Origin of the sequence: Neolewinella persica DSM 23188 (genome assembly GCF_000373105.1) — a bacterium.
Lineage (GTDB): Bacteria > Bacteroidota > Bacteroidia > Chitinophagales > Saprospiraceae > Neolewinella > Neolewinella persica.
The window spans coordinates 74,612-91,758 of the sequence record NZ_KB890469.1; the positions used below are offsets into that span (position 1 = coordinate 74,612).

10 protein-coding genes are annotated in these 17,147 nt (G+C 49.7%); 2 read left to right on the plus strand and 8 right to left on the minus strand.

From position 1 onward, the window contains the following. Positions 1-100: 100 nt before the first annotated feature. The gene (locus B036_RS0124015; RefSeq protein ID WP_020571292.1) at positions 101-1,510 is read right to left on the minus strand and encodes a phosphohexomutase domain-containing protein; all 1,410 of its coding nucleotides are present in this window, start codon (positions 1,508-1,510) and stop codon (positions 101-103) included. 168 nt (positions 1,511-1,678) lie between these two features. Here B036_RS0124015 and B036_RS0124020 point away from each other — a divergent pair, with 168 nt between their 5' ends. Continuing rightward, positions 1,679-2,302, plus strand: a complete 624-nt coding sequence (locus B036_RS0124020; RefSeq protein WP_157472370.1) for a LysE family transporter — start codon at positions 1,679-1,681, stop codon at positions 2,300-2,302. A 13-nt stretch (positions 2,303-2,315) separates the two neighbouring features. Here the strand turns inward: B036_RS0124020 and murB are convergent, their stop codons facing one another. Next, complete coding sequence (gene murB, locus B036_RS0124025; RefSeq protein ID WP_044103719.1) at positions 2,316-3,410, minus strand: UDP-N-acetylmuramate dehydrogenase; 1,095 nt, start codon at positions 3,408-3,410, stop codon at positions 2,316-2,318. Positions 3,411-3,415: 5 nt separating this feature from the next. Then, a complete protein-coding gene (locus B036_RS0124030; RefSeq protein ID WP_020571295.1) occupies positions 3,416-5,248 on the minus strand; it encodes an ABC transporter ATP-binding protein in 1,833 nt (610 codons plus the stop codon). Positions 5,249-5,395: 147 nt separating this feature from the next. Here B036_RS0124030 and B036_RS32605 point away from each other — a divergent pair, with 147 nt between their 5' ends. Then, on the plus strand, positions 5,396-6,256 hold the full coding sequence (locus tag B036_RS32605) for a DUF6089 family protein (RefSeq protein WP_026232303.1): 861 nt from the start codon (positions 5,396-5,398) through the stop codon (positions 6,254-6,256). Between the two features lie 359 nt (positions 6,257-6,615). On the opposite strand, the gene B036_RS0124040 is transcribed toward B036_RS32605, so the two are convergent. The 5 genes from B036_RS0124040 to B036_RS30860 all read right to left on the minus strand — a co-directional run bounded on the left by B036_RS0124040 (position 6,616) and on the right by B036_RS30860 (position 17,061). Then, complete coding sequence (locus tag B036_RS0124040) at positions 6,616-7,818, minus strand: RsmB/NOP family class I SAM-dependent RNA methyltransferase (RefSeq protein WP_020571297.1); 1,203 nt, start codon at positions 7,816-7,818, stop codon at positions 6,616-6,618. Positions 7,819-8,255: 437 nt separating this feature from the next. After that, positions 8,256-12,875, minus strand: coding sequence for a caspase family protein (locus B036_RS0124045; RefSeq protein ID WP_169435095.1), 4,620 nt, complete (start codon positions 12,873-12,875; stop codon positions 8,256-8,258). A gap of 80 nt (positions 12,876-12,955) precedes the next feature. Then, positions 12,956-14,005: a hypothetical protein gene (locus tag B036_RS0124050; protein WP_020571299.1), complete on the minus strand. Its 1,050-nt coding sequence runs from the start codon at positions 14,003-14,005 to the stop codon at positions 12,956-12,958. A 311-nt stretch (positions 14,006-14,316) separates the two neighbouring features. Then, complete coding sequence (locus B036_RS0124055; protein ID WP_020571300.1) at positions 14,317-16,044, minus strand: sodium:solute symporter; 1,728 nt, start codon at positions 16,042-16,044, stop codon at positions 14,317-14,319. Between the two features lie 495 nt (positions 16,045-16,539). Continuing rightward, on the minus strand, positions 16,540-17,061 hold the full coding sequence (locus B036_RS30860) for a helix-turn-helix domain-containing protein (RefSeq protein ID WP_020571302.1): 522 nt from the start codon (positions 17,059-17,061) through the stop codon (positions 16,540-16,542). Between the last annotated feature and the right edge of the window lie 86 nt (positions 17,062-17,147).

Below are 17,147 nucleotides of genomic sequence, written 5' to 3' on the forward strand. Positions count from 1 at the left end.
TGCCGTTTGCGGCGCTTCGCTTGGGTAGAGTCCATTTACTTTGAACGAAGTGGGCAAAGCCGTGCGGCAGCTATTCAATCATTCACTAATTCTCCATTCTCTAAATTCCCATTTCCGCACGTGCGGCGTCCAGAATTTTACGGACTTCAGCTGCGTCAGCCCCTTGCGCATATACTCGCAGTACGGGCTCCGTCCCGGAGGGCCGGACCATGAGCCAGCGGTCTTCCCCACCGAGGTAAAACTTACTGCCATCGAGGTGAGCCGCCTGGGTTACTTTGTAGGGGCCAATTTTGGTAAATGGTGCTTCTTTGGCCTGCTTTACGATTTCCCACTTGCGGTCGTTTTCTACGTGGACATCATCCCGGTCACAATTGAAGCTACCAACCTTTGCGTAGAGCTCAGCTACGAGTTGCTTAAGTGATTTACCACTCTTGGCCATATATTCGGCAATCATCAGGCCGATCCAGATGCCGTCCCGTTCGGGGATGTGGCCGGAAACCGCCAGTCCTCCGGATTCTTCACCACCAACGATCACTTCCCGTTCCGCCATAATCTCGGCGATGTATTTGAAGCCGATCTTGGTTACTTCGTATTTCAGGCCGTACATCCCGGCCAGTTGCTTCAGCTTGTCGGTTACGGAGAAGGTAATGACTACTTCACCCGTCCTGATGCCTTTGTATTCATGCTGGTACATAAGAAGCAGAAGCAGGATGTGGTGGCTGTCCACAAACTTTCCGTCACCGTCAAAGAGACCGATTCGGTCAGCATCTCCATCATTAGCAATGCCCAGGGAGATCCTGGAGTCATTCTTTATGGTTTTCGCCAGCTCCGTAAGGTTCCGCCCGATTGGCTCAGGGGCCTGGCCGTTGAAGCCGGGGTTGATTTCGGAGTGAAGGTGAATGGCATCAGGCAGAAGTTTCTTCATCGCGCCCTGGCCGGCACCGTACATGGCGTCATAGGCAATTCCGATGCCGCTGTTGCGGATCAGGTCCATGTCGAAGCCCTCGTTTACGTGGTCTAGGTAGATCTGCTCGAAGTCCATAACTTTTACCAGACCTTTTTCAACGACTTCATTGTAAGAAGGAACGTCTTGCGGCACTGCATCTGGAATCAAATTCTCCACTGCTTCGACGTCGGATGGAATGGAAGGTCCGCCAAGCTTCGACTTTAGTTTGTAACCATTGTAACTCGGCGGGTTATGGCTGGCAGTGATGACGACACCGAGGTCAGCACCTGCTTTTACTACTCCCAGGCTGACCATTGGCGTAGAAATATAGCCGGGGGCCACCAGGCTGGTAATGCCGTGCTTACCCAATACCCGAGCAGTCGCCTCGGTAAACATTTTACCCCCGAAACGACAATCGTAACCAATAACGACTTTGCTACCTCCCTGCTGCTTTAGCCAGCGTGCCGTGCCTTCGGCTACGCGCATCACGTTGTCTACAGTGTATTCGCGGGCGATGATGGCGCGCCAGCCATCGGTGCCAAACTTAATGTTTACGGGGTTCATGCTTTTGGGTTGATGTACAGTTATTATCGTTTATTCAGCGGGCAAGGTCTGCAATATTGTTCGTAAAACTATACTGGTGGTACCCATAATTGATCAATCCGTCGAGCAATTTCTGATTCCCGGTCGGAAAACAACTAAGTGTTAAAGCCGGAATTTTACCTTTGCGGTGTGGAAATACTTAATGGATTTCTGGTCGGACTCAGCACAGGTATATTTATTACCTGGTTTCCAGGTATGCTAAACATGCAGGCCGTAGCTACTTCCGTGCGTGCAGGACAGCATAAAGCCTTTAGCTTCTCGGGAGGTTTGGCTACCGTGATTGGTGCCCAAACTGCATTGGGCGTGCTATTTGCTGACCTGTTCACCCGTCACCCGGCGGTCATCTCCGGAATCAAGAGTTGGGCCATCCCCTTGTTTTTGGTATTAGCCGGAATTTTTACCTGGAAAGGCTACCGTGCGCGCGCAGCGCGCAAGGCGCACATCGAACGCCCGTATAAGGGTGGCCCGTTCTGGCGTGGTATGGTGATGAGCATGATGAACATCCTTAACATCCCTTTTATTTTAGCTATTGCCGGTTGGCTGATTGGCGATGGGCTGCTCTCGCGCGCCTTCTTACCAAGGCTGGCCTATGTGCCCGGTACTGCACTGGGGGCCCTGGGCGTTTTTTTTCTCTATGTCCTGTCTGCCGATTGGATCAGCAGACACGCCGCGTACTTCACCCGGAATATCAACTTCTTTTTGGGAGGACTATTCGTTGTGCTGGCGGTGATCCAGGCGATTAGAATTGCCTGAGGCACGCCTGCAATTAAGAATTACCGATCAACTGAACTTCCCGCTCCAGTTCCACCCCAAATTTAGCCTGCACTTCGTCCTGAATAAACTTGCTAAAGGCGATAATGTCTTGTCCCGAAGCGGCGCCATGGTTAACGAGGACCAGCGCTTGTTTGGCGTACGTCCCAACATCACCGTGGCGAGCCCCTTTGAGGCCGGCGCGGTCGATCAGCCAGCCAGCGGGGAGTTTTACGTGGCCCTCGTCGATGGGGTAGGAGGGGATATCCTCGAAAGCTGCGAGAAGGCGATGATGGGTTGCGATGGAAACCACTGGATTTTTAAAGAAACTACCGCTGTTGCCCAGGAAAAACCAATCGGGAAGTTTAGACCGGCGGATGTTGGTGACGGCCAGCGCTACGTCGGCCGGGCTGGGAGCGTCGATGGACAGGTGGGCCAGTTCGGCCTGGATCGCACCGTAGCCGGTCTTTAATTCTTGTTGGTCGTTGAGGCGAAAATCGACAGCAGTAATCAAAAAACGGCCAGGTTCCCGTTTGAAGCGACTGTCCCGATAGCCGAAGGCACAATCCTCCGGCAATAATGTGCGCGCACCGACGCCGTATTCCCAAACGTGAACGGCGGTGATGCACTCGGCGACCTCGGCACCGTAAGCACCGATGTTCTGAACCGGCGCGGCACCTACGGTGCCTGGAATAAGGATGAGGTTCTCAAGTCCGCACCAACCCCGGTCGAGGGTGTAACGGACAAATTGATTCCAGTCAACACCCGCACCAACCCGTAGGAATACCGCCTCTCCGTCGGACGAATACTCGCGTCCGACGGCAGCCTGACTATTGGCCTTTGAGAGGGAAATCAGCCTGCTCTTCGAACCTTTTGCTGCACCTGCGGCCCCGCCCAAAATTTCCACACCACCCAGCTGTACGTGGACCGTCAGACCGGGAACCTGCTCCAAAAGTACCATATTGCTGCCCCCGCCAAGTACCAGTTGCGGAGCTTGCCTGAACTCAGGACCGTCCAACTGACTGAGGTCCGTAAGGGCAAGGTACCGCTCCGCTACGGAGGGCAAATGGAACGTGTTGAGACGCGAAAGGGAAATATTATGCTGGATCATAGGGGTTAGTCGAGGCGCTGAAATTGTAGTCGGGCCAGGGCAGAATAAGCACCTCCCGGACGGTCACTCAGCTCCTCGTGAGTACCGGTTTCTACGATGGTACCATTTTCGATAACGTATATCTGATCCACTTCGCGGATGGTGGCTAATCGGTGGGCAATGATGATGCTGGTCCGGCCTTCCATCAGGCGATTCAACGCTTCCTGTACGACGCGTTCACTTTCGGCGTCCAGGCTACTGGTGGCTTCGTCGAGGAGTAATATGGCCGGGTTTTTGAGGATGGCCCGGGCAATAGCTACACGTTGCCGTTGGCCACCGCTGAGCTGGATGCCCCGATCACCGACCAGGGTGTCGAAGCCTTCCGGGAAGTTTTCGATAAAGTCCAGCGCATTGGCTTTTTCGGCAGCATTCCGAATTGCTTCCTCACTGGCGTTCAGGGCGCCGTAGGCAATGTTTTCGCGAATCGTACCACCGAAAAGCAGCACTTCCTGGGGCACAAGTGCCAGGTCTTCACGGAATTGGTGCAGGTCGTAGTCTTCAATATTGCGGCCATCCACCGTGATACGGCCGTCGTTGAGCGGATAGAAGCGCAGGAGCAGCTTCATGATGGTTGACTTTCCGCTACCGCTGGCGCCAACGAGGGCAATCTTCTGCCCCGGCTCGATCTTGAGGTTGATTCCCTTCAGCACATTCACGTCGGGTCGGGTCGGGTAGTTAAAGCGGACGTTTTCGTAACGGATATTGCCTTGCAACTGTGGAACGTTATGTGGCGCGGTCGCAGGTGCAGGGGAGGTGGAAGGAGCAGGGGAGGGAGTACCCTCAACCTCTTCGCTGTCGAGAATATCGACTACGCGGTCGGATGCTCCAAGTGCGGAGACAATCTCGGTGTAAAAATTACCAAGGCTGGCAATGGACCCACCAATAAGGGCGGTAAATATGACAAAGCTGAACAGGTCGCCCACCGGAAGCGCATCCGCCTGCACCAGTAATACGGCGCGGTAAATGATGTAGAACAAGGCGCCGAACATTATGGTAACGATGAAGGCCGAAAACAGGCCCCGCGCACTGGCCGTCTTCAGTGAAATACGAATGGTCTCATCGATACTTCGGCTGTAACGCGCGAGTTCGAATTCTTCATTGGTATAAGCTTTTACGGTGTTTATGCTTTGGAGACTTTCCTCGACGATGATGTTGGACTGGGCCAACTGCTCTTGGCGGGCCTTGGTCATTTTGCGTACGTAACGACCGAAAAACATGGCAGCAATGACCACCACCGGAAAGATAGCCAGGCTAACCAGAGCGAGTTTCATCATTGTCGCCAAAATATAAACTATGGCTCCCGTCAGGATAATGAGCTGCCGCAGGAATTCCGCCAGGGTCAGGGAGAAGACACCCTGGATCTGGGTGATGTCGTTCGTAATCCGGCTGGTCAGTTCACCTACCCGGGTACGTTCGAAGAAGGGGATTTCAAGTCGTAGAATTTTCGCGTAGAGATCCTTCCGTAATGACCCCATAGCCTTTTCGCTTACTTCGGCCTGCAGACGAACCCGCAGGAAGCTAAGTGGTGCCTGAATGACCAGTAATATGGCAAGCAATGAGAAGATTTCCTTGATGGAAAGTTCATACTTTCCTTCTCCCCGGATCACATTAAGGGCTTCGCCCGGCAGTTGCATGATCACAAGGAAGACCAGGCTGCTCACCACAAGGATCACAAAGCTGAAGAGGAACTTCCACCGGTAGAGCCACACGTAATCAAAGATTCGAAGAGAGCGATTGAATTTCTCTTTCTGTGATCGGTCGGAAACCGGACGTTCCGTTTTATCGTAAGTTTTAGCCATAAGAAGTGCAAAGGAACGCTTAAGAATAGAAAATGAAGGGCTTCACACAATTTTTGCACTAACTTTGTGCTTCCTATTACGAGAAAATTACACTTCTAACTGGGAATCACTGACTTGTTCCCAAACCAACCGAAATTATTGCACGCTATGCGAACTCGTTTATCGCTTCTTTTTTTTACACTTTGCCTTTGTTTAGGCACAGTGTCCGTTCAGGCCCAGGGCCTTGAATTTGGTGTCAAAGCTGGTGTTTCCGTTTATAGCGGAGACCTTAGCCCAGGAGACTTTGGTCTTTTCATTGAAGACATGAATTTTGCAGGAGGACTCTACCTCCGGTATCGACCTCAAATTCGATGGGGCATCCGGGTTAATGGTAACTTTGGCCGCATTAGTGCTGTCAAAGAAACTCAGGCGCCGGACGAAAGCGGTATTAACGTTCCGATTACCAGAAACTTCCGTTCGTCCATCACCGAATTCAACGCCGTTGCGGAATACGACCTTTTCTACATTGGTGATAAAGAAAGCAACTTCCTGGCGGGCTACATCTTCGGTGGCGTTGGTGTGTTGAGCTTTAATCCTGAATCAGAACTCGACGGTGTTTACACTGAGTTACAGCCACTACGGACCGAAGCTCAGGGCAGCGGTGATCCCCGATATGATGCCACTCCTTACGAGCTGACCAGAGTTGTCGGCATTCTGGGCGGCGGTGTACGCGTTCGTTTTGCTGATCGCATCGTTATCGGCCTCGAACTTGGTGGCCGAAAAACGGGTACGGACTACCTTGATGATGTGTCTAACAACCAAGTGAACTACCTTGATGTGCTTAACGGACCAAACGGTGGCCTTGCCGCTCGTTTTTCTAATCCCGCAGTTCAGAACGTCGCTGAGGTCGGTGACCTAGAATACCGCCGTGGTGGCGAATACGAGGATTACTACTTCGTTGGTAGTCTTACCGTTGGTATTTCCATTGGTGCGGCCGGAAGTAATAAATCGGGGTGCTACAAATTCTAATCTTTAGGGAAACCTACTGAGCAAAACGGCCGCTCTCCTGGATGGGGGGCGGCCTTTTTGATGTAGGGGTGAAGTAGACCACTAAGGCATTAAGAGTACAAAGCTCTACACTAATGGTGGGGGTGAGGTAACCATTAGGGCCATTAAGAATTATGGAGGAATCGGTGGCAGTACGGGCCTTACCTCTAAAACATTAGCCTTAAAGTGGCAGAGAATTTGGCTGACTTGAGATTGTCCTATCTGTGTTAATCTGCGTAATCAGTATTAATCGGTGATTCAGATCCCCTTTGTACCTTTTCTGTTAGAAAAGAAACTCCGAGAAAAGGGGCCAACTAAAGAAAATTTCATACTGGAAGGCTTTATTCGCTCAATACCAACCGGGAGACAAAGAAGCCATCATAGCCCTCCACCTGCGGGAAGTAGGTGTGCTTGTGTTCCAATGTCCAGCCCTGACCAGCCTCGGAGGCCAGGAAGGCGGCGACCTGGTCGTCGTTCTCTCTTGGGAGTATGCTGCAGGTAGCGTAGACCATCTTGCCTCCGGGTTTGACCATTTTACTGTACCGTGAGATGATGTCGGCTTGTTCTACGACGACGCGGTCAAGGAAGTCCTGGCTAAGCTTCCATTTAGCGTCGGGATTACGACGGAGTACTCCCAGGCCAGAGCAGGGAACATCAAGCAACAACCGGTCGGCACGACCGGCCAAACGTTTAACGACTTTAGAGGAAGTAATGGCCCGGGTCTCCAGGTTCGATACACCATTACGACGGGCGCGCTTTTTCAATTCCTGTAACTTCCAGTCATGGATGTCCAGACTGAGTAATTGTCCCTTGTTTTCCATCAGAGCAGCCAGGTGAAGACTTTTTCCGCCTGCACCGGCGCACGCGTCAATGACGGTTTGACCGGGAGAGACTTCAAGCGTCAGGGCTGCTTGTTGGCTGCTGAAGTCCTGGACTTCAAAAAGGCCATCTTTGAAAGCCTTGGTCTTGAAGAGGTTTTGCCGTTCAGTGACGAGAAGTGCATCCTGGCCAATTTCTTCGGTTCCAACCTGGTCCTGTAGCAGAACTTGGGCGAGTTCAGCCGGTGTGGTTTTCAGCCGGTTGGCCCGTAGTACGACGGGGGCCTGCTCGTTAAGTGCGGTTAGGGTAGGGGCCCAGAGGTCCTCCCCCAATTGATCTTCGCCGAGTTTGTCCAGCCAGTCCGGGATGCTTTCACGCAGCGCGCGGACTTCTTTCGCTTCGCGCCACCGGGCTTTGAGTTCTTCTTCATTGAGGTCACTGAATTCTGTCCACTCCGGTAATTCCATTCCTTCCGACATCAGGTGAACACCGATGAGTTGCCACCAGTCTTTTCGGCTTTTTGGCTTGGCACCGCCCAGCACGTGGCGTAGCAGCCGGTAATTTCGGACAACACCGTAGGTATGCTCGGCGATGAAGGCACGATCGTTGCTTCCGCGGCGCTTATCTGCTTTCAGGACCCGGGCGATTTCGCGGTCAGCGTATTTGTTTTCGCCGAAGATGTTGGCTAGGGCTTCGGCGATGGCTTCGATGTGGGAGGGATACATGGGCGGGTAGTCAAGTAGTCAGATAGTCTAGTAGTCAGGTAGTCTAGTAGTAGCTACCGCAAGGAGGAGTTCGCAGAGGCCAAGTGGGCTAGCTCTCGATTGTCTGAATGAGGAGTGAGCGTTTGCGGAGGGCAAAGATAGCAGTGTTTTTGGGACAACAATGCTAAAAGTTGGTCGGGGAAAATGGGGGTTGGGGCACTTCACTTGTATGCTTCCTTGCTGTATTTGCTTTGGACACTCTATTATCTCAACATTATCCCTTTACCTATATTCAAGCGGCGGCCTCGGTCAATAATCTCCTAACGCTCCTGGGTTAGCAAATTATCAACCTTACGTTTTGCTAGGAAAGTTGAAAATATGTACCTAATTACAGCGCAGTCCACTAGCCATAGTGAGGTAGTTAAGATAAGGAGAGTAAGCATTTCCCTCGTAAGATTTTACCATACCCGGAGGTCTTTGCGTAAGTTCAAAGCACGAATGGTTACTTTTTGTGTGCTGTATTCCGACTGCTCGATTTCCCGATCGAGAAAGCTAACTAGCTCACTAGCGGTTATTTGCTGGTCGTTATTCTCGTCAGATGCTAGTTTGTCAATGGCTTTGAGGAGAAAATAGGTAAAAACGCCATGGCCAAGTTCGGGGTGCTCAAATGCTTGTTGATAGCCGGTAGAGGCGGCAATAATAGTCCCCCCAAAGGGGTTATCGTAGTCGCTAAAGAGTTGCTGCATGAGGTAAAATTGCTCTTGGGCGGAAGAGGGGATTCCCGAATTATAGAACAAACCCTTACCAAAAAGGGCTTCGGTTTCGCTAGCGGACAAGACTTCTACTGGTTCGATTTTTATGCCCGAGCGATCCACTTGACCACTTTCACAGGCATCAATTAACATCAAACGATTGCGGGCAGGCGAAGCCTGAATGATCTTCTCCAGGTCGGAGAGGCAAAGGCTTTTTTCTTCAAAGTTCTTAGTGGGAGCATGAGGACCAATGAAGTGAAATTCTCCGGTAGCTTCGTTGGTTTTACCGTGACCGGACAGGAAAACAACTACGTAATCCTGGGGAGATAAATCTTGAAGATTGCCTCTAATCCGATTCAGGTCTGAGGGGGAAATTTCATGATCTACCAAGGTGTCAATAATTATCCGGTCGAATTGTTGTGCATTAGCGTATCTCCGTGAAACTGAGCGCAGGTCAATGTTACTAAAGGACAGCGAGTCCCAGTACTGGTAGTTAGCGTTGCTTAACCCGATGAAGTATAACGATTTGGGAGGCAAATCAGCCGGAGTGTAAACACAGTTCAGCCGGTCGGTGCTGGAAATAGTGCCAGCTAGGTCACTCGAATAGATTTCAACGGTGTTTTCACCGGGCTCTAGTAAGATGGAGAGCGAGTCAGTCAAAAGGCCATCAGGGTAAAAGCTGTTCTTTCGAGCCACTATCACATCGTTAACCGAAATATTTACCTGAACACTATCCGAGTCAAGTTGCCCTTTTACTTGATAGGTAAGTGGCAGTAGTCCGGACTCATTGTGGTACTGAAACCGCCGATTGGTGAATTGGCAACTGAGCTCGTTGTTTATTAAGCCAGTACCTTGGTTTGCGGTTCGCCGTTCAATAACCTTAGTAAGCATTTCGGCGTAGGCTTGGTCTGTAAAGGAATAATTGTGCAGAATAGAATCCGGCCGATTCAAGGATTCTTCCACCCCCCGAAGGTGGCGCAGGCTGCCTCCGCGTGATACGTAAATATCGTCTCGAAAAACGTTGGAGGCTGTGTACACATTGAGGGACTCGTCGTACAGTAAATACTCCAATCCGGATGGCGTAAATTCGACGAATAATTGTAAGGGTAAAAATGCCTGAGTTGTTAAATCGTAGAAAGCTACCTTTCCATCACCGCTCGCAAAAGCAATGAGCCCAAGGTCGTCTATATGACAACTGCGGGAGACGGTTTTTATAGGGATTGGCACGCGGGAGAGTTCCTTACCTTCCTGTAAATCAAAGAAGATCAATTGATCATGCCCAAGGACAAACATTAGGGTATCTTTGTTTATTTCAATAACATTGCCAATAGAGTAAGGGTATTGCTTTGGCTTGATTAGCCAGCGAACCTTATCGGTGTCCAGGTTCATCCTACGGAGGGATTTACTTTCTTGATCCATTCTACCGGTGATTTTATCTCCGGAAAAGTAGGCAGAATTGGTATGCCTCCCAGCATGAAATTCATGAAGGTAATAATGTTGGTACTTGTGGATTTTAGTGTTTCCTGTGATCAGGTTAATCGACGATAAATTTTCCGATGAATTCAAGAAAACCAGATTTGACCCATCTTCAGTAACGGTTAAAGCACTGCTACGATTAAAACGTCCAAGCACCTCATTGGTGCTTTTTTGGCGCACTTCTAGGTAGCCATCGGGGGAAAGTATCGTCTCAATTGAGGTATTCTCGGGACAATCCAGCCGGCCCAGGCTAGGTTGATACTTCAACTGAGCGCGTACTGAAGTGAAGCGGGTGAGGTCAAAAACACCGACTTGGCCTCCTTTATTGACAAAAATCAGGTGGTTGTCGCAACTGACATAGAGGTCATACAAGTGGGGCTGTTTACGATCACTGAAGCGGTAATTACTTTCCTTCTTAGGAATACTGCGAATTTCATCGTTGTAAAGTTGTACGTGGATACGACCGTTGTGGATCCCTAAAATGTGGCTTGTGATACGGCTCCATGCATCAATTACACCAGCCAGCGAATCGCTTTCGACGATTTTACCACTACGAGTATCGAAGGCTGTACACGGGGTATCACGAGTGGCGGAAAACATATAGAGCACCTTGGAGGCCTGGTCAAAAATAACCTTGTTTACGGGATAGTTAGAACCAGTGTTGGGTTTATTGACCAGAAGATTATTCGGGTCAGCAAGATTAGAAATGAGTACAGATCCATTTCTGTCAATTATTGTCAGGAAGCCGTTATTCACTTGTGCGTTGTTCATATTCGCCAGTCTCAGATAAGGCCAGCTTTTTCCTATTGAGTAGTTCTTTGTCGGTTTCCCAGTCTTGAGGTCAAAAACACTTAAGATTCCATTATTGTGCTTATGAAAATCATCAGGCCGATCCTGGAAAGGATAGTGGATAAAGTAAATCTCGTCATCACCCAGGCAGATAACCGCCAATTCATCAAATTCTTGATCAAGTTGCAAGGGTCGGACCGTTAGCTCTTCGGGATCAACCATCAGGTATTGGTTGGACTCGTTATTTTGGAGTACTACTAGTAGTTGACGCCCGTCGGAAGAGCGGCTGGCCCAAATCTTTCTCTCATCAAGTTTATCATTGTATTTGTCCCAATAATAGTCAGTGTAAAAATCGTTGATGGGAAACAGTTTCTTTTCTCCAGTAGTTAGGTTTTCTACATTCAAACCTGCCTGGGTGAGGCTAACGAAAACGTCGTTGCCAATAAGCGTCGTAAAGGCCACGCTTCGTTCTTCGTAGGAGCTAATCAGGTTATTGGAAAATGAGTTGTAAATACTCACCCGACTGGAGAGGTTTTCGGTATTGTATCGTTCGACTCCATGAGCTAAGCTGTATTTACCATTGGCACTAATAGTGTACTGCTTAATGTGATCAATGGGCGGTGTCGAGGGGGCCAAATGGAGTTGGTAGTTTGTCGATTGCTCTACCACTTGTTGTTTAAGCACAAGTTCACGGGTTCCACCCGCATTGACGTTGAAGGGTGGTCCATCGATAGGCACGATCTGGAAAACACAGCGGCTGGAATCTTTTAGCAACACTTCATCAACGGAATGGATTTCTTGTTGAAAGTCATTCAAAACTAAAGTGCCCTGGCGACCTTCTTTTTCCCTTTCCCAATAGTAGAGTGCTCCACATTTTGTATAGTATTCTTTGGTGAAACTAGCCCAGTTACAATCTTTACAAGGAGTGGAGTATAGAAGCCCATCTTGCGCGCTCCACAAGGAAATACTATCCGGGGTAGTTAAGCCAAAGGTTTGCTCGCCAAAGAAATTAATTTCTTGATAAATACGGTTTGGAAGGGGAGCGTCTCCATGCTTGTTCAATAGTATTTGGTAATCCTCACCGTTCCTGACGTAGTGGTCCGCGATAACGTAGTCGGGGCCGGCAGCTTCGACGGAGGTAGCTCCTGGTAGGTAAACTCCCTGTAAATTAATAGTATACTCCATGCGCGCGCTTCCTTCGGTAGAATGCCCCTGACGGTATTGGTCTTCAATTATGAAATAGTCGCGCGCCTGGGGTTTAATTTTGCTGTAGCGAGGTGGAATTAGTACAACTTGGTTGCGATAATCTACTAGTCCTTTGAGGTAAGGGTAAGACGAGGTAGAGGTTGGTCTTACGTCAGCACTGTCAATGGCGGTAGATTCGTTGATCTTCAGGTAATTAAGTAGTGCCGGAAAAGCGGTAATCGCTTGATTAGGCTTAGTGGATTTGACATCTTTGAGATTTAAAACCCCTTCGGTCGCCCAAGGAAGGTGGGCGCCATTTTCCTGCTCAATGACAAAGACATCATGGGGTAATCTGAAGTGAAGGCCAAGCGCCGAAAAGTAGAGGGTGTCGTAAACGGGCGGAAGGAGGGTCTGCCCCGTTAGGTCGAGCAGGCCGAAATCGTAGAGTTGACTCCGCCCATTGTTCTCTCGCCTGATGCTGGCTGTGACCAGGAAGCCATGCTGTTGGTAAATAGTGTCAAGGGCAGGGCTATAGACTTCGATGGTTTTCCAGCGCGCGGTTCGAGGATTGTGAAAGGTATAAAAAGCAGTGTAATCGTATTTATCACTATTGAATTTTTGGTATTGATGATAGTAGTAAGAACTATCAGCATAAACGTCGAAAATCCCAAAGCGGGGAGCCATTTTTTTACCCTCTTGGTCAAAGAGGTGGCAGACGGTGAGGAGGCCGTCGGTGTATTTAGTCATTCCAAAAAAATACCCAGAAGCAAGGCGTTGCATTTTACGGTAATTGGGACGCACGATGGTTTTTCCCGCTTTTTTTAGTCCGTAAGAGTACCAGCCGTAACCATTTTCTTCCAGGTTCAATTTACGCAAGACACTCACAGAGTCGTGCCCTTGGGCCTGGAGACTGAAGCATGGCAGAAAGACTAGAAGAATTAACAATATGGCCTTCATCACTTACTCGTTTTGATTGCCAGTATTTTCTGGGTGGAAAGGTTTCCTTCCACCAAGCCCCTCGACTGGTTAATGGCGGTTTTGGTAGACGTTTTCAGGTAGGTGAACGCGCCCTCGGTGCGGGTTTTGAGCGGTTGGAAGCGGCTCGTTTGGGCCAGCACAATCAAGCTTTCCTGTCCGTAGGGAGGCTGGGCGAACAAGGGTTTTTCGCCAATCCGTACACCTTTACTGACGAGGCTTTCGTCAATTTCCTGACTGTCCTTAAGGAGAATACGCTCACCGGTGGCCAATTCGTAGATCACCCGCACAAAGCAGGGTTGATTGAGTCGGACGTAGAGTAATAAGGGGTCTGTAGAAGTTAGCGTTATGGAGTCTCCGCCATGGTTGGTGGCTACGTCGAGTATTAAAGTGGCTAATTTTTCGGCCTCTTCCGGGACGGTAAATCCTTCGGTGGTAGGTTCGGTGGACAACAAGGGCTCCTTTGGTTTCTCGGCGGTGGGAAGGCTCGGAACCTGGGTTTCCTGATGCCCGCCAGTGGCCTGCACGGCCGGTGCGTTGGGAGGTGAGGCGGATCGATTGGCTACCGACTGCTCTTTGTTAGTGTCCTCCTGAGCATGTAGTCCTGCGGGTAAAACTGTAGTTGTGCCGTTACCAGGCACCTTAAGCTCTTGGTCGGCCGTAGATTTCGGGGAGTCAAAGAAGGAGCCGCTCAGCAATACTAGTAACAAGCCAACGGAAAGACTTGCTAACAACAATGGGAGCCAGTAAGTGTGGTACCAAGGGCGATTAATATCCGAGACAGAATGGGGTTTTTCGAGTAATAAATGGAGCAGGCCTTTTTTGATTTGAGAAACTTCCACTTGGTAAGGTTCGTGGGCAATGGTCCCCTCAATAGACCGGTCGTGAACGTCGTGGTAACGCGAAACTAGTAGGAGCAGTTTCTTTTGAACACGGGCCGATACCGCTACCTGCCCTCGAGTGATGAGCTGACATGCCTCAAACATATTGTTCAGGGCGATTAGGTCGACGACATTCTTTGGTGTGTGCATGAGACGAATTGGTTACGTTTTAGGTGGCAAATTTTCCTTCGATAATCAAATTTACCAAATCATCTTCACTAACTCACATTAGGTGGAGCGGTAGGTCTGGCTGGTGAATAGAAGAACTTCAGCATACTTCTTTGTTAGGCGGGTTAAAGCTTTTCGGAAAAAAGGTAATTTGATCGGAATAGAGGGAGTTCAAAAATGTGTGTCTGTCAACGGCATTTTTACCACCATCCAGGGAACAACAATTCCTCAGTTCATCTTACCCAACTTTGCACCTGCGGCCGCCCCCCTTTACTCCTTCCCCCTGTTCTACATCACGTCACCTCAACCCCCATCATCCGTTTGATCAACTTGGACCCCGAGGAAAAGAACCAGGCCAGACCCACCGTCAGCACGCAACCGATGAGGTTAAGCCAGAGGTAAGCCAGGTCGATATACTCATAATACGAGGCGATGAAGGTGAGTGCAACAAACGTTTCGGCGATAATGGCTCCACTGAGGACCGACTTGCTTCCCACCTTTTTGAAGAAAAAGGCCACTACAAAAACACCCAATATCACGCCGTAAAACAACGAGCCGATGATGTTGACGGCCTGGATCAGGTTATCGAAAAGATTGGCAACCGCCGCGAAGCCCAGGGCAACGCAACCCCACATGATGGTGAGCATTTTACTTGCGGTGAAATAATGTCGGTCTTCTTTGCCCGGGACGAGGCTACGTCGGTATATGTCGACCAGCGTGGTGGTCGCCAACGCGCTAAGCTCGGAGCTGGTGCTTGACATGGCTGCGGAAAAAATGACGGCAAGCAGCAAACCCACTAAGCCAATGGGCAGGTAGTTGATGATGAAGGTGATGAAAACATAATCGCGGTCTTCGGTAATCGCTTCGGGATCAACTTTAGTGATCAGGTCATCCACCTGACTGCTGATGTCCCGTCGGGCATCCATGGCAACCATCAGGTTGCTTTTTGCAGAACCTATGGAGGCTTCGTTTTCGGTCTTCAGGGCTTCTACTAAGGCTGTTGATGCTTGATCGGAGGTCTTATTAGCCAGTTCGTATTCCGACTCCAGTACCGAAAGCTCCGTAGCGTATTCCGAACTCCGGACCTTTTCGAGGTTGGCAGTGTTGAAGTGAATCGGAGGGGGCGTGAACAGGAAAAATACAAAAACCATAATACCGATGAACAGTACCAGGAACTGCATTGGCACCTTGAAAATACCATTAAACAGGAGGCCAAGCCGGCTCTCCGTCAGGCTTTTTCCTGAAAGGTAGCGTTGGACCTGGCTTTGATCCGTTCCGAAATAACTCAGGAAGAGGAAGGTGCCACCGAGCATGGCGGACCAGATATTATAACGGTCGTTGAGGTCGAATTTAAAATCGATTACTTCCAGTTTTCCCAGCTGCCCGGCCACCCCCACGGCGTCGGGAAGGCTAACGCCGTCGGGCAGTTTCATTACTACCACCACGCCAGCGGCAACCATGCCCAACAGGATAACGATCATTTGTTGTTTTTGGGTAACGGAAACGGCCTTGGTGCCTCCCATCACCGTGTAGAAAATTACGACGATGCCGATCAGGAAAATGGTCAGCCCCAGTGGCCAATCGAGGATACTTGAAAGAATAATGGCTGGTGCGTAAATGGTGATGCCGGCCGCCAGCCCCCGCTGTATCAGAAAAAGCAGGGCCGTCATGGTGCGGACCCTGATGTCAAACCTGCCTTCGAGGTACTCGTAGGCAGTATATACCTGAAGTTTGTAATAGATCGGTAGGACAAAAACACACAGGATAACCATGGCAATTGGCAGGCCGAAGTAGAACTGAGCGAAACCAAGACCGCTGTCGTAGGCCTGTCCGGGCGTACTCAAAAAAGTAATGGCACTGGCCTGGGTGGCCATCACTGAAAGGCCGATGGTCCACCATTTTAGATCCCGGTCGCCCATCAGGTAGCTCTTTACGTTGTCTACCGAACGTGTTTTCAATACGCCATAGATCACGATGGCGGCAAGGGTGCCGGTCATTACCAGCCAGTCAATCGTACTCATGCGTAAGCTTGTGAAAATAAGTAAAACAGAACGATCAGAATGAAATGCAGCACGAGAACAAAGCCATAGATACGGCTCCAGCTACCGAGAATCGGAGGCGATTCATCGTTGGGGTTTGCTTGGTTTTGCGGGGTCATGGTCGCAAGGTAGTAGTTTGCTCCTTTATCTTGTACTACAAAAGTAGTATTTTAGTAAAAAGTCCATAGTCTGACTAACCGCGTATGAATTACGCTGCTAATTAATTACGAACTAAGTCGGGGGCGCGGTCGCAGGTGCAAGAAAAAGGTGAAGAGCAGGGTGGGAGGGGCTGGAACTGCTTCCGCATCGGGATGCTTGCTGCGCTCCTAAGGTAAGGAGGGATTTTTTTTAAAAAAGCTACCTGAAGTTTGCCAGCGTAGTCTGGGCAATTTTACTTGACACTTGACACTTGACACTTGACACTTGACACTTGACACTTGACTACTGCCATAAAGTCTAAAAGACTGCCAAAAAGGCTCATTTGCATTGACAACCTACCTCTCCAAGTAAATCCTGGTGTTCTTCCAGCAATTGCTGGGTTACTTCATGCAGTTGTTCGTACTGGGCAGCAAAGAGGTCTGCTTCTTTACATGGAGTGGCTAATTTGTTTCGTTTGTACTCAAACAGGCGCTTCGAGGAGTCGATGAGTTCCCTAAGTTCCAGGGCACGGTTACGGAAGGACGCAAGGCGTTCTTTTTCTTCCATTCGGTGTTCGTCATGGGCGAGTTGGGCAAGCAATAGTTCTTCTGGATCACTCAAGTCGCGACGGGTAATGTCTCGTGGATGTACTTTAAGTAAAGTGCTGATCCTTAGTAGTTTACATATGCTTGGTTCGGCCGATCCACTTTCGTAACTGGCAATGTTCCCTCGGTTGAGGTTGACCTTCATGGCTAATTCAGACTGTGACCAACCGAGTCGGTTGCGCAGTACTTTAAGGTTGGAGGCAATAAAATTGGGCAGCGCCTTGTCGGCAATGCTTATGGCTTCCTTCGTTTTCATACTGATGCATAAGATGTTACCTCCTATTTACATCTCGTGACCAAAAATGGTTGATACATGTCAATTTTTTTTACATAAGTAGTGTT